This window comes from Shewanella sp. 1180_01 (assembly GCF_052850535.1).
Map to the genome: position 1 here is coordinate 1 of NZ_VXCT01000011.1, position 13,796 is coordinate 13,796.

General features: G+C 46.8%; 13 protein-coding genes. 6 read left to right on the plus strand and 7 right to left on the minus strand.

Translation table 11 applies throughout. The annotated features are described in order from the left end of the window. Positions 1-1,260: 1,260 nt before the first annotated feature. On the plus strand, positions 1,261-1,665 hold the full coding sequence (locus FW758_RS08300) for a GNAT family N-acetyltransferase (protein WP_106651521.1): 405 nt from the start codon (positions 1,261-1,263) through the stop codon (positions 1,663-1,665). A gap of 38 nt (positions 1,666-1,703) precedes the next feature. On the opposite strand, the gene FW758_RS08305 is transcribed toward FW758_RS08300, so the two are convergent. Beyond that, complete coding sequence (locus FW758_RS08305) at positions 1,704-2,054, minus strand: hypothetical protein (protein WP_106651522.1); 351 nt, start codon at positions 2,052-2,054, stop codon at positions 1,704-1,706. An 80-nt stretch (positions 2,055-2,134) separates the two neighbouring features. Next, positions 2,135-2,677, minus strand: a complete 543-nt coding sequence (locus tag FW758_RS08310; RefSeq protein WP_446445143.1) for an N-acetyltransferase family protein — start codon at positions 2,675-2,677, stop codon at positions 2,135-2,137. Positions 2,678-2,845: 168 nt separating this feature from the next. Here FW758_RS08310 and FW758_RS08315 point away from each other — a divergent pair, with 168 nt between their 5' ends. Continuing rightward, positions 2,846-3,862, plus strand: a complete 1,017-nt coding sequence (locus tag FW758_RS08315; RefSeq protein ID WP_446445144.1) for a GGDEF domain-containing protein — start codon at positions 2,846-2,848, stop codon at positions 3,860-3,862. Between the two features lie 141 nt (positions 3,863-4,003). Here the strand turns inward: FW758_RS08315 and FW758_RS08320 are convergent, their stop codons facing one another. Continuing rightward, positions 4,004-4,234, minus strand: a complete 231-nt coding sequence (locus FW758_RS08320) for a hypothetical protein (RefSeq protein ID WP_006080327.1) — start codon at positions 4,232-4,234, stop codon at positions 4,004-4,006. Positions 4,235-4,305: 71 nt separating this feature from the next. On the opposite strand from FW758_RS08320, the gene FW758_RS08325 reads away from it, so the two are divergent. Continuing rightward, positions 4,306-4,722, plus strand: a complete 417-nt coding sequence (locus FW758_RS08325; protein ID WP_006080326.1) for an META domain-containing protein — start codon at positions 4,306-4,308, stop codon at positions 4,720-4,722. Between the two features lie 123 nt (positions 4,723-4,845). Here FW758_RS08325 and FW758_RS08330 read toward each other — a convergent pair whose 3' ends face one another. After that, the gene (locus FW758_RS08330) at positions 4,846-6,180 is read right to left on the minus strand and encodes a dicarboxylate/amino acid:cation symporter (RefSeq protein WP_446445145.1); all 1,335 of its coding nucleotides are present in this window, start codon (positions 6,178-6,180) and stop codon (positions 4,846-4,848) included. 209 nt (positions 6,181-6,389) lie between these two features. Continuing rightward, on the minus strand, positions 6,390-6,686 hold the full coding sequence (locus FW758_RS08335; RefSeq protein ID WP_006080324.1) for a hypothetical protein: 297 nt from the start codon (positions 6,684-6,686) through the stop codon (positions 6,390-6,392). 216 nt (positions 6,687-6,902) lie between these two features. Here FW758_RS08335 and FW758_RS08340 point away from each other — a divergent pair, with 216 nt between their 5' ends. Further along, positions 6,903-7,346, plus strand: coding sequence for a GNAT family N-acetyltransferase (locus tag FW758_RS08340; RefSeq protein ID WP_006084032.1), 444 nt, complete (start codon positions 6,903-6,905; stop codon positions 7,344-7,346). A 127-nt stretch (positions 7,347-7,473) separates the two neighbouring features. Here FW758_RS08340 and FW758_RS08345 read toward each other — a convergent pair whose 3' ends face one another. Next, a complete protein-coding gene (locus tag FW758_RS08345; RefSeq protein ID WP_006084033.1) occupies positions 7,474-8,769 on the minus strand; it encodes an aromatic amino acid transport family protein in 1,296 nt (431 codons plus the stop codon). 449 nt (positions 8,770-9,218) lie between these two features. Then, positions 9,219-11,783 (minus strand): acylase, encoded by a 2,565-nt coding sequence (locus FW758_RS08350; protein WP_446445146.1) that lies wholly within the window; start codon positions 11,781-11,783, stop codon positions 9,219-9,221. A gap of 244 nt (positions 11,784-12,027) precedes the next feature. Here FW758_RS08350 and yjjX point away from each other — a divergent pair, with 244 nt between their 5' ends. After that, positions 12,028-12,588, plus strand: a complete 561-nt coding sequence (gene yjjX / locus FW758_RS08355) for an inosine/xanthosine triphosphatase (RefSeq protein ID WP_446445147.1) — start codon at positions 12,028-12,030, stop codon at positions 12,586-12,588. Positions 12,589-12,592: 4 nt separating this feature from the next. Further along, positions 12,593-13,636 (plus strand): bifunctional helix-turn-helix transcriptional regulator/GNAT family N-acetyltransferase, encoded by a 1,044-nt coding sequence (locus tag FW758_RS08360; protein ID WP_446445148.1) that lies wholly within the window; start codon positions 12,593-12,595, stop codon positions 13,634-13,636. Positions 13,637-13,796: the final 160 nt, after the last annotated feature.

The window sequence follows — 13,796 nt, forward strand, 5'->3', positions numbered from 1 at the left end:
CGATCTCATGTGTTCACCTAAAGTCATCTACGAGGTAATAATATCACCTCTATTTAGGTGGCCAAAATTAGTGTGCCACTACAGACGCTATCGAAGTAATCTGTTGTCCGAAAGAAGAGCAACCAGAGTTATTATCTATACTGGGAAGACACTCAGAACGAATACGTTTTGTTGACTCTTGGGCGCAGTACAAAGAGCATACACAACATATTAAGCACACTGACTTTAAAGAGAAAATTTCAAATGCTCTATCTAGTCACGATGAGTTCAAAACTGATGAGTTTCTAGAAAACTACGAAGATCATGTTTCAAGTTTAAATTCATACAGGCAGTACTTGCTCTCTCTTCAAAATAATGCCAACGACATTGACGAAAAACTGCAAGAATTGAAGGAGTGGAAGCAGTACATTGATGCTAATACTGCAAGTTTTTGCGGCCACTTCTCAGAAAACTTAATATGGCGCTCAGATTTCGAAGAGTCTTTTTGTCCGGAATGTTCTAGTGATTTCAATGAAGGCCTTGCAAAAGCTATGCGAGAAGACTAGCACACCTATAAATGTGACATAACAAGTGCGTAATGCGGGAGTTTTATTCGCTGGCGGTTCCCGCTAAAGTGCTTATAAAATCCCCATACGCAAGCGTTACCGAATATCCGCTTGCCATACATGCCCTAATGAGACTCATCACTTTAAGAGCTCTGACTCTAACCAATTTCTGTCCCAAAGCTTGCTGGGTATCTCCTTCATACAGACTGGTTACACTAGTGCCCAAAAGGTGAGCAATGGTGATTGGCGAGACGACCGTCCGCCCCATGGACGGGGCGGTCGAGCATCCAAGGACGGACTTGCTGCGTGTCGGTGAGTGAATGCCATGGCTCATCATAAGCCAACACTTAAAGAAATAAATGACCAAGTTTGATCCTTCAGCAGTGCTATCCAGAAATTCTTAAAGTACTTCTGTCCAAAAGTATGTTACGTAATCTTTTCAATCTACAGGTTCCGCTAATGCCAAAAAGGTGAACCATGGTGATAGCGAGACGACCGTCCGCCCCATGGACGGGGCGGTTGAGCATCCAAGGACTGACGAGCGAATGCCATGGCAAGCCTGTGTGAGTGGATATCAGCAAACGCTAAACTGCTAACAACTAAAGTGACAGTTCCCCCGACACTACTTTCCAACACATTTATGTCCAACATTGAGTTTACTGATAGTTGCTATATGATTTGAAAGCAAAAAAATATTTTTAAGGAAGAAATTTAAGTGAAATTTGAAGTTATTCATGAAGAAAATAACGCAATTGTGGATGCGCTGGTAGACGGCGTGAGGCAATTTAATGCTGGGCTATTAGGGCCTGAGAAATCAGTGCCTTTGACTGTCATAGCACGCGATGAAACGGGCAAGTTGATTGGGGGTGTGGGTGGCAGGACTATCTATAAAAACTTCTTAATCAATGTGGTCTGGGTTGATGACCAAACTAGAGGCACAGGGCTTGGGTGCAAGCTCATGGCGCTTGCTGAAGCTGAGGCGAAACAACGGGGTTGCCTGGTAGCTCAAGTGGATACCTTATCGATTCAAGCACCTGTGTTTTATGAAAAACAAGGGTTTGAGATCATAGGCACAGTCACCACTGACCCTCAGCGCATCTTTTTGATGAAGAAGTATTGATCAAAAAAGCGATTGAGAAACAGACTGAATTAACACACTCAGCAATGATCGAAATGGGCGTTTTGCATGCACAGTAGACCAATCTGCTCTTGGGATAAAATGGCGCACTCTAGCGCTTTTTTTGTATTCGCGCGGCTGACTTGCGCATCCGTCAGTCGCGTTATCGTCGCCGAATAGGCATTGGTTCGGCCACAATCGAGCCAAATATCCCCTACTTCGACCCAATAATGTTGCGCTTGCCCTGAATCGGAAACAAACTCGACTTCAAATCCCCTCGCTTCACACCCATGGTGAGCGCACTCAGATAGGACCAATCTCAAGTTGTCCCAAGCCGATAAATTGACTTCGGCATAGGCCGTTAAGAGTGACTCAACAAATTGTACTTTCATGTATTTATCTCCGTTATTTAACCTGAACTCGGGTTATTTACGCAGTAGAGATTGAATCCTTAATGTCTATCATCGAACAACTAAGCTTGGGTCGTTGCCGCCATTAAATAGTAATCCCGCGCCGACACAGTAAAAAAATCCACTACCTGCATGTGCGCTTTTCCCGAGTGGGCGGCAAAGGAACGTTCATTATCTTCGGCAATAAAGGTCAACATATAACTAAAATGCGGAGCAACTTGGCGACGAATTTCACTGACTAACGCCTCAAAAATCCCTTGCCCACGGTAGGCTTGCTGCACCCAAATCGGCCCGTATTGGCAAGAGTTAGTCTTAGTTAATTTTGGCCCATCCCAATCGAGTTGCCCCAAACGATTCAACAAAGTGCGGTAAATGGGCCAATGTTCGAAAAATCCCCAACGGCCGGCAATCACATAACCGACGATCTGCTGCTCAACCTGCGCCACTACGACCCAATGATGCTGCACTAATTCAGTCAGCTCACTGTGGGAAAAAGCTTGCCCTTGCAGTCCCATATTGGCGGAGGCTAATTCGTCATTGAGATGTTTTTTCTCTAGCATCGCTAATAAATCAACATCTTGGGGTAAGGCTAATCTTATCTTCACAGTGTTCTCACAGCATAATGTTGGCTTTAGGCCCAATTTAAGGCCGTCAGTATACTCGGTTGGCTTAGTAGGCACAGCTAGAACAAGGTGCTATTTAGTGCCTTGATTTGCTAAATCCCCTTTTATTTCCCAAACTTAATGGATATCTAGCCCTAATTAGGCGTTTGTATGTTGCCCGAGACCATCAATCCCAACCTGAGTTTACTTGATAGCGACAATCAGCAAGTGAATCTCACTCGCTGGATGCACCAATGTGAGCTAATCAAAAGCTATTACAACGCTAACACGGTTTTTATATTCCAAAAGACCAGCGCCGGATTTGAGATCATTGTCAGTGCAATCACTGAAACACCACAATTTACCGCAGGTACTTTGTACCCCGCAGAACTCGAACTTTTTCAACAGATACAAAACAGCCAACCCGACGGTTTATATCAAAACCTTGGCAGCTTTATGTTGGATGATTTACCACGGGATTTTGATGGCATTCAGCACATTCTCTCGCGCCCAATCGCTTGGCCCGATGGCAGCCAATTTGGCGCCCTGTGCGTACTCAACCCACATATGGCAGACCCGCTAGCCAATGCCGCTATGCTCGAACCGTTTCAGATATTGCTGCAGCAGGAATTATCTCTGCTGTGCCAGAACCATCGCATTGAATCCCTTTCGATGCGCGACCAAGAAACCGGCATGCTCAATCATTATGGTTTTTTGATGATGGCACCAAGACAGCTCAATTTAGGCCGCCGCTTTGGTGCCCATGCAGGCATCATCTTCTTTGAATTACTGAGTCCGGATAACACGCCCATCCCCCTCGAAGATAATCACCACAGGCTGTTGGGTAAGTTAATTCAAGATACGATACGGACCGCCGACGTTGCCGCCCACTACAACACCACGCAATTTGTGGTACTGGCCTTTGTGGATGGTGAGCGGGATATTCAGCATATTATGAAGCGGGTAGAAAAACAGTTAGAACAACAAAACCACCAGCTTAAACTCGATGCGAGCTACAGTTTTTTCACTCCAGAATCCAGCGCCAAACTCGCTCCCATGATGGAACTCGCGCGGGGCAAACTCGATTCAATGCAACCACCAAAGCCTGAGGTTGAAGACACGCCAGTTAAGCCCGCCATAGACTCAAGCTTATACGATAATCCCGCCGCAGATTCAGCGGCGCTTTAAGTTAATGCAGCAGTAATTTAATAAAACTTTAAGCTATTTAAGCTAATAGAACTGTGATTTAACGAAGCGATAGGTTAACCGAGCTTTGATTTAACGAAGTGGCGAGTTAACGAGGTTTGGGCTTAATCAGGCAGCAAGAAATCACTTAGATTGCTCATCCTGGCGCTTCGCCCACTGGATAAACAGCACCACGGGATAGGGTGACATTAGAACCAACCCTAAGCCAATCAGGCTTGAGATCAGTAACATGCCGCTTATCTCTAGACTCCATTGCGTCAACATATAGAACCCAAGTCCACAAACTAGCATCAATACACCTAACCAATGTAAAAACTTCAACAAATTCATAGTACTTTTAAATGAGTCCGTCATATAAACCTCTTTAGATCTTGAGTAAAACTTGTCACACTATGGCCATAACCATGGAAAAAGGAACCGTAACGATGTTAAAACAAACATTCATCTTAGGTGCGCTACTGTTGGGACTCACCGCCTGCCAAAGTACCGATGTCGCCCAAAATGAGACCATTCCATTAGAGGGCAGCTGGCACATTGAGATGGTTCAAGGCCAACCGACTATCGATTACAGCCCAGCACAAATTACCTTTGAGGCCGAAGGCAAATTACACGGCAACAACAGCTGTAATAACTTTTTCGGTCAATATACTCAGCAAGGCCAAGAGCTTAAGCTATCTCCTGCCGGTAGCACAATGAAAGCCTGTGTTGATGCGCTAATGCAGCAAGAGCACAAAGTGATGCAAGCAATGCCATTAGTGGCTAAAGCTAAGCTAGTGCAAGGTCGCCTGACGCTACTCAACAGCGACGACAAGCCAGTGCTAATATTGAGCCAACTGAAGTAAGCCCGAATAAATTAAGCACAGTGAAGTAAGCTTCCGCAAAGAAAATTTGTCCGCATAAAAAAACCGCCATAGGCGGTTTTTTAGTTCTACAGCCAGCAACTGAAGCCAACTAGACGAAGCCAACTAGACTTTAGCGCTATTCTCAGCCGCCGTTTCAAGAGCGATATTCTGCTCGGCTAGCACGGCACTTTGCTCCGTGTCGGCATTGTAATGCGCCATATCCAGCTCATCTTCAGACTTGGCAATCACAGTTGTCGCCACTAAGTCACCGGAAACGTTCACCACAGTGCGCACCATATCTAAAATACGGTCAATCCCCGCTATCAATGCCACCCCGTCTAAAGGCAGCCCTACGGTTGTCAGCACTAACGTCAGCATCACCAAGCCCGCACCGGGAACACCCGCAGTGCCGATAGAAGCCAAAGTCGCGGTTAAAATAATGGTGAGATAATCGACAACAGTCAGGTCGATACCAAACGCCTGCGCCACAAACAACACAGTAACGCCTTGGTACAATGCAGTGCCGTCCATATTGATGGTAGTGCCCAGCGGTAACACGAAGCTAGAAATCTTCTTATGAACGCCTAGGTTTTCACTCGCGCACTTCATGCTTGCAGGGAGCGTACCCGCAGAGCTAGACGTGGTAAACGCCACTAACATGGCATTGCTAATGCCTTTAAAAAACTGCAGCGGACTTAACTTCGCAAATCCGCGCAGTAAAAAACTATAGAAACCCAGCACGTGGATAATACAACCAAGGTATACAGCAATGATGACTTTGATCAGGGGCCAAAGCATATCAATACCATACTCCCCCGCCACCCAAGCCATTAGCCCAAAGACGCCGTAGGGCGCGAGTTTCATCACCATGTCAGCCAGTTTGTACATGGCTTCGGCGAGGCTTTCGAACACTTTAATCGCAGGTTTACCGTGCTCGCCAATCAGCACTAACGCGATGCCTAAGGCGATGGCAAATACGATGACTTGCAAAATTTGGCCGCTTGCCATGGCCGCAATCGGATTTGTTGGCACTATATCAACCAAGGTATCGACTAATGAAGGCACAGCTTTGGCGTTTTGAGTCGCGCCTTCTGCCAGCGTTAATCCTAAGCCTGCGCCGGGCTGCAGCACATAACCAACAAGCAGGCCGATACTGATCGCGATAGCCGTAGTAAACAGATAAAACCCAAAGGATTTAATGCCGATTCGCCCCATCTTGCCCGTGTCTTGCATCGACGTAACGCCCACGATCAGCGAGCAAAACACCAGTGGCACGATCAACATTTTAATGGCATTAACAAACAAGGTGCCCAGCGGTTTTAACCAAGTGGCTTGCTCACCAAAAATAACGCCGACAATAATGCCTAGCACCATACCAATAACAATTTGCAGCCACAGCGGCACTGACATCCAGCGAGAACAAACACGGCCTAATGCCGACGACTTAGGTTTTGTCATATTCATAACCTTGAATTCGAAACTATGATGGGGCAAAGACCAAAACTAGCGCGCTAGTTTCTCAGTCTACATGAGGCAATCGCCGAGTCTAGCAGAGGGGTTTTAATCGAGGGATGATCTGGGTCACGTTGAGCTAAACTGCCTTAAAATCAGTAACATTAACCAAACTAACTTTGTTAAATTGGCCGCTGAAATGTTAGTTTTTCTGCTTAAGCATCAAAATATTCTGTGACTTTATTTGGCGCAATTTGCTGACGATAAAGCGCTGCTGGCGGTTGCTCACGTTCAATCAAATAACTCCAGTAATCGTCATCAAAACCACTGAAAATAAAGTCAGATTTACCCTTGGCTTTTAGGATCAACCACCACCAAACGAGTCCCCATAAACCAAAACTCAACAAAGTTAAGATAAAATGCAGTCGATGGTTTATTTGCTCATCAGCAGTCAGATCAACAACGGGCAACACCTTAAGTTTATAGCGGCGTGTCGACTTAACGAATCCCATCATAGGCTCACTTAGTCCAGAAAAAGGGCACTAAAGATAAGCCTAGCAGATAAGACTTTAGTCGTACAAAAATCCGCAGCAACAAATAAGCTCACTCCGCCAAACCTGCGACTGTCGAACTCGTTATTCCACAATGTTCCATGCTAAAGTGAGCCACAAAATGGTTGTTCACTAAACAAGAGCGGTATTACTCAATAACCGCCTAGGAGTTGTTGTATGTTGATCCGTAAAGCTAAAGCTCAGGACCTCAGTGCCTTAGTCCAATTTAATCAGGCGATGGCCCAAGAAACCGAAGGCTTAGCCTTAGATGAAGCGACACTAACCCGCGGCGTGGGCACGCTACTTGAAAGTCCGCAAAAAGGCTTTTACCTCGTCGCCGAAATTGAAGGTGAGATAGTCGGCTCGCTTATGGTGACATTTGAATGGAGCGATTGGCGCGCCAAAGATTATTACTGGATCCAGAGTGTGTATATTCGCCCGCAAAATCGTCGCCAAGGCATTTATGGCAAGCTCTACAGTGAAGTCAAACAACTGGCCGAAGCCAATGGTGGCGCTGCCAGCTTCCGTTTATATGTTGAGCAAGAAAACCTCGCCGCCCAGCAGACCTATCAAGCCTTAGGGATGAAGCAGAGTTACTACTTAATGTACGAAGAAAAATAAGTCCTTCAATAGCTTATTCGCAATAAAAAAGGATCGGGCCAATGGCACGATCCTTTTTTTACGAGTCACGATTCAGACTAAAAACCTAACGCTAACTCCTCGTTAAGCTTCACTACACTCGCAAAACTTAACGGAAGAAACCAAACAGAATCGCCGTCATCGCCAGTAAACCTGCAATGATCACGAAGATATTGCTGATTCGGCCACGATAGGCTTTTAACGCTGGCACTTTATACACGGCATACATAGGCATCAAGTACAGGATAGCAGCGATAATTGGGCCACCTAAGGCTTCAATCATGCCTAAGATACTTGGGTTGATCACAGCCACAGCCCAGATAGTGACAAACATAAAGCCTAGGATGAACTTGTTGATCTTAGCGTCAGCGACTGATTTGCCGCTTGAGCGTAACTGCTTAACGATTACGCCTTTCATGCCTTCTGTTGCGCCCATGTAATGGCCGAAGAAAGAGGACACAATCGCGATAAAGGCGATTAACGGACCAAAGTAGCTCACAAAACCACTTGAATGCACGTTGGCTAGGTAAGACAGAATCGGTAAGTTCTGCGCTTTCGCTTCTGCCAATTGGGCTGGCGATAACGACAGCACGCAAGAGAACACAAACAACATCACAAAGCCCACTAACATCATCGAAGTGTTACGTAAAATCACGTCAGCTTTACGAGAAGCATTGGCGCCGTGGTCACGTTTCAGTGACACTGAAAACTGTGAAATCGCAGGAGAATGGTTAAAGGCGAACACCAATACTGGGATCGTCAACCACACTGTGCCTAAAAATGCACCCGCTTCTGGCACAACTTGTAAGGCATCCATTTTCCATTCTGGGATCAGGTAGAACGACATAAAGGCCAAAATACCCACCAGCGGATATACCAGCAATTGTGTCACTTTCAGCATGAACTTCTCGCCCGCAACCATCACAGCCATCATACCAAGGATCAATACACCCGATAAAATAAAGCGTGGTGGCGATGCCATGCCCAACTGATTGACGATAAAGCTATCGACTGTGTTGGTAATACCCACACCGTAAATTAATACAATCGGATAGATGGCGAAGAAATACAGTATGGTAATGGCTTTACCCGCACCCACACCAAAATGTTCTTCTACTACTTGGGTGATGTCGCTGCCGGGAATGCTTGATGAACAAACAAAACGAGATAAACCGCGGTGGGCAAGATAGGTCATAGGACCGATGATCACTGCCATTAGTACGAGAGGCCAAAAGCCGCCCATGCCCGCATTGATGGGTAAAAATAAAATTCCAGCGCCAACGGCTGTGCCGAACAAACTCAACATCCAAGTCGTGTCTTGGCGAGTCCAAGGTAAGTGTTTCGTTGAATCTAGATTCTGTGTGCTTTGAGGTGTTCCAAGAACACTGGTCGCATCTTTTTGCATATAAAAGTTACCTTACGGTGTGACTAGCATAATAAATTCGCGCTAAGGATAACCAAAAAAAGCCCATAAAAGTTGATCTGACACGGCTTTATGTAAGGGAATTTCATAATAAACTGATATTGAGATCTAGATCGCTGATTTAATGTAATAAGTTTTCAATGCAGCAGCAAAAAATACACACAAAAAACCGCTTAACTACACAATATTTTCACCTCAAACCAAAGCCAGCGACATAGCATAAGCGCCGAGAAAAACACCCATTCGGAGATAAGTCACAAAAATCAGCAAAACATGATCCAGTACCGCATATCGATAGCTAAAGTCGATCAAGATCACATCCGCTAATGTTAAATTTTTACAAATCGCTATCAGTCGCAAACGCCATAAAAAACGGCTCACTGCGGAACCAACGCCGAAGTGAGCCGTTAACGATTAACGCAAAATCAGACTTAAGGTTTCTGTAGCACAAGCTCAGTGGTCGACACCACGGCTGGCGCTATATCGGCCTCTTTGAACAATAACGGACGGAAACTTTTCTCGCTTGAGTACAAAATGCTTTGATCGGCAAACGCTGGCGTTAGGATATTACTCGACTCAGAGTAAGTTAAAATTCCCCGCGCCACTGGCCCTTCGTCAGTAAAGTTCACCGCCATCATCCAGCTCGACCCATAACGCACTTGGTATCCCTTCGCCGTTAAGCCAGAACTCATCGCCTTGCCAGTAACCACGTCCATCACAGCTGCGTACTTGTGCTGCGGGATTAAAGTGTCGTCACCCGACAGACTGGTCGAGAACACGTTGAATCCACCCTCGGCATTGTGGCTACCCGGCCAAGGTAAACGCGACCCGCTTGGTGTACCGTCAGGCAGCGATTTCTCCACAAATTGCACCTCACCCAATGGCGCATCTAAGGCAAAACCCGCCGCCTCAAGATTCAGTGCACTGTGGGCTAAGGCCACTAAGGCGCTGCCATCTGTGGTCAAGGTTTTAGGTGTCGTCGCCGCATTGGCGGGATCGAATTCTTGGGTCAACATGGTCGTTTGGCTGAATTGGTGGGCAAATTCACGCAGTAAAGCACCGCCTTTGCTGTCGTTATCTTGCTTACCATTCCACGCTTTTAACCCCGTGCACGCCGAAGTGACATCCTTAGATAAACTCGCCGACACCACAACAGGCGTGCTGCCTTGGGCATCACACTGGGCAATCAAATCAGGCAGCACTAACTCAGCAAGATAACTGCGATTAGACAACACCGCCGCTTCGAGTTCTTCTAAGCTAAACTTGCCATCTGCCCCCGCCGCATCTTGCATTAAGCTCAAGCCCATCCGCGTTCGCAGCGACAACTGCCCCGCTTCTGGTCCATACATGGGCGAGAAATAAGTCAGCGGTTCATTCAAGTTAGTCGACCAGAATGAGTCATTAGAGTTTTGCACAAAGTCAGTACGCTCAAGCTTTGGCGCGCGGGCATAGGGTGTTGGGCCCTCGAAACTAAACAGCGATGTGTTGCCGGGTAAAATCGTAAATCCGGCCTGCGCCTTAGCCGCTTTAATGTCTGGCGAGGTTTTTAACAGCACCACTGCCGATTCAGACAATCCTGGGACTGTCGAGTCGTCGATATAGAAAGCATTGCCCTCTTTGTCGGCGTACATAGTGTTATTGAAGATAACGCCGTCGTAATCCTTGAAGGCCTGTTGGAACTCCTCTTTATTGGTCGCCATGTCCATCGCTAACCAATGGTCAACGGGGTCCATATTGCCCATATTGGCGTCTTGGATCATAAAGGCGCTGCCATCATCCCAACCAAAAGGCGCTAAAGCAGGTGGCGCTTCAACCATAGGGCCTTTTGCCGTGGTGTAAATATCCTTCTCGGCCACTAACATGCCGGCAGGACCAGCATTCACCAGAATCGATACCGTCTCTTTGGTGATCGGCATTGGTTTGCCATCGAACAGATATTGCATCCGATCGCCCGAGACTAACTCTAAGTTATACATCACAAAATGTTCGGCGGTAGAGAAGGTATGAGTCCACGCTAAATCTTTGTTAAAACCGATATTAATCGGCCCGGGCATACCCACAAGCGAACCGCCCATCATGTCTAAATGCCCAGGGATCGTAATATGGGACTGCCAAAAACGCAGGTTACCCGTATGCGGAAAATGCGGATTACCGAGCACCATGCCTTTACCGTTCTCGGTTTTATCCTTACCTAAACCCCAACCATTAGAGCCTAATCCTCGGGGATTGGTCTCTGGCGTGGTGATGCGGGCCGCGCGGGCAATCAACTTAAACTGCATATCGGCCACAAATGCGGTTTGGTCTTGGCTGGGCGCAGGCCCTAGGATACGCGGCATATATTCCTGCGCATCCCCCGGGTTAGCGTAAAAAATCAAATCGAGGAAGTTAGCTGCGCCCGGTAACAAAGCGATTGAAAACAAATAAGTCACCACATCCTCTGGCACTATGGGTTTCACCCAAGGCTGACCGCCACAGAAAGGTTCTGCCGTTTGTTTACCCGCTTCGACATCGGCAAGATATTGGTTATAACCAGAGGTAAAACCTTGGATCAGCGCCCGAGAGTTTTCACTAAACTGTGGCCATTTTTCTTCGGCTTGCGCTCTAATCTTTAACGCTTTGTAGGCAAAATCTGAGATAAGGTTGCCGTTATCTTCCGCTGTGGGTTGGCCCGTAGTGAAGTCAATCGACGCATGGGGGCCAAAGTACATGGAACGCTGCGAGTTAGCCTTTATAAAGCCATCGGCTAACACGCATAAATTATCCTGCGCCTGCGCATAACCACTACCAAACCCTAAGCTTTCTAAGTTATCGGCTTGGATATGCGGCACGCCGTAGGTGGTGCGGCGAATATTGGCTTTGAGTAAACCGTTGGGGGCAAAAGCTTGCAGTTGAGTTTCGGGTTCGGTGGGCGTAGTGCTATCTTCGCTATCGTTACAGCCAGCGAGTATTACACCGCAGGCCATCCCCATAGCGATCACGAGTTTGTTGAATTTCATTATTATTATCTCTTGGTTTTGGTTCCTTCAATTGCCTATCCCGGCCTCCATTACTGAAGGAGCAATAGACATATGTCGCTTCCTAGTCCCTAAGGCTGGCTATTGCCTCCCCTACTGTTGGCTTTTTACTGAGCTTCGCCGACGACTGTGGCAGAATAGAAAACCCAAACACTTAGACACCTCATACCATTTAAGCAATGATTCAAACGAGCGTCTACATTAAAAGCCGAATTAAATAACTTATATGCAACAAAACATTATCAAGATAACAGTGGGTTCTAAAAACCCGGTAAAAATCAACGCGGCAACTAACGCCATGGCACAACTGTTCCCCGACAGCATAATAGAAGCCAGTGGTGTGGATGCGCCTTCAGGTGTTGCGGCGCAGCCAATGACAGATAAAGACACTCGCCAAGGGGCGATTAATCGGGTGTACTATTGTCAACAGCATGATCAACAAGATACTCAGGCCGACTACTATTTTGCGATGGAAGGCGGTGTCGATTGTTTCGACTTTGGCCCAGCCACATTCGCCTATATCGCCATTGGGCATAAAGATCAGCTTGCCATTGGCCGCAGCGCAATTTTGCCTCTGCCAATGCAGGTTTATCGGGCATTAGAAGCGGGTGAAGAACTCGGACATGTGATGGATAGATTGTTCAATACTATCAATATTAAACAAAAAGGCGGTGCCATAGGCCTGCTCACCCACGGCCACGCCACCCGTGAAAGCAATTATACCCAAGCGATTATTCTCGCCATGGCGCCGCTATTAAATCCCGATATTTACGCACAAACTTGTTAGTATCATGTTGCAAGCGCAGTTGAAGCCCGCTAACTTAGTTGTGACATGCAACCAAACCCATTCGACTATGGCTCAAACAGACGCACCATCGACTCCAGCTAAGCCTGTAATTCACGCTAAGCAAACGGCGGAGTCAGGCTCATCCGACCAACTCAGGCACTTATCTCGCTATCTGGTGAGGAATTTAGGCATGCTCAACGCCGCCTTTGGAGATTTGCCCCTCTCGCCAGTTCAAGCCCACGCCTTGTTTGAGATAGGCAAGCAGCCGCTGACCATCAAAGAGCTGGCCTGCAAACTCAGCATAGATAAGTCCAATGCGAGCCGAGCGATTAAGCATCTGATTGATAAAAATCTTGCCCAGAGTCAAATACACCCACGGGACAGTCGCTGTTTAGTGGTACAACTCACACCCGCAGGGAAGAAGTTACTCCTGAAATTAGACGCTCAGCAAAATCAATTATTTCAAGAAATCTTAGCCCAACTGACCCCAGCACAAACCTCACAAATCGAAGAGGCGCTCATGTTGTATAACCAAGCCGTACATAACGCCAAACACCAAAGTGGCTGCCACATTCGCCAAGCCACTGCCCAAGATGATGCCGCAATTGCCAAAGTCATCCGCGATGTTTCGGCCGAATACGGCTTAACCGCGGATAAAGGTTATAGCGTGGCCGACCCGACCTTAGATTGCCTCAGCCAGATTTACTCCCAAGCGGGCGCCAACTATTGGGTTATTGAATTAGAGGGGCGCATTTTAGGCGGCGCCGGTATTGCGCCGTTAGCTAACAATGATGGCGTCTGCGAACTGCAAAAAATGTACTTTATGCCCGAAATCCGCGGTAAAGGACTTGCAACACGCGTAGCGTTAATGGCACTCGATTTCGCCCGCGAAACGGGTTATCAAAGCTGCTATTTAGAAACCACCGCTGTACTAAATGAAGCCGTAAAACTCTATGAGAAATTGGGCTTTGTGCATCTGTCGGCTCCCCTAGGGAACACAGGCCACGACGCCTGCGAAATGCCTATGCTGCTAGAACTTAATCAATAGAATACACAGCAAAATTTAAACAGAAGTCACAATGCCAAACAGCCATGATTAAGCATGTTTGGCATTATCAATTTGTATCTGCAAATGTTATTCAGCAAGATGATTTTAATTATCAGTCTTAGGACATAGTTTTTCTTAACTTAATTGCATTAAAATATGG

Excerpts from the sequence above, each read along its gene's own strand:
- FW758_RS08350 (WP_446445146.1), bottom strand. The coding sequence starts at position 11,783 with ATGAAATTCAACAAACTCGTGATCGCTATGGGGATGGCCTGCGGTGTA.
- FW758_RS08315 (WP_446445144.1), top strand. The coding sequence starts at position 2,846 with ATGTTGCCCGAGACCATCAATCCCAACCTGAGTTTACTTGATAGCGAC.
- FW758_RS08360 (WP_446445148.1), top strand. The coding sequence starts at position 12,593 with ATGTTGCAAGCGCAGTTGAAGCCCGCTAACTTAGTTGTGACATGCAAC.
- FW758_RS08325 (WP_006080326.1), top strand. The coding sequence starts at position 4,306 with ATGTTAAAACAAACATTCATCTTAGGTGCGCTACTGTTGGGACTCACC.
- FW758_RS08340 (WP_006084032.1), top strand. The coding sequence starts at position 6,903 with ATGTTGATCCGTAAAGCTAAAGCTCAGGACCTCAGTGCCTTAGTCCAA.
- FW758_RS08330 (WP_446445145.1), bottom strand. The coding sequence starts at position 6,180 with ATGACAAAACCTAAGTCGTCGGCATTAGGCCGTGTTTGTTCTCGCTGG.
- FW758_RS08335 (WP_006080324.1), bottom strand. The coding sequence starts at position 6,686 with ATGGGATTCGTTAAGTCGACACGCCGCTATAAACTTAAGGTGTTGCCC.
- FW758_RS08305 (WP_106651522.1), bottom strand. The coding sequence starts at position 2,054 with ATGAAAGTACAATTTGTTGAGTCACTCTTAACGGCCTATGCCGAAGTC.
- FW758_RS08345 (WP_006084033.1), bottom strand. The coding sequence starts at position 8,769 with ATGCAAAAAGATGCGACCAGTGTTCTTGGAACACCTCAAAGCACACAG.
- yjjX (WP_446445147.1), top strand. The coding sequence starts at position 12,028 with ATGCAACAAAACATTATCAAGATAACAGTGGGTTCTAAAAACCCGGTA.
- FW758_RS08320 (WP_006080327.1), bottom strand. The coding sequence starts at position 4,234 with ATGACGGACTCATTTAAAAGTACTATGAATTTGTTGAAGTTTTTACAT.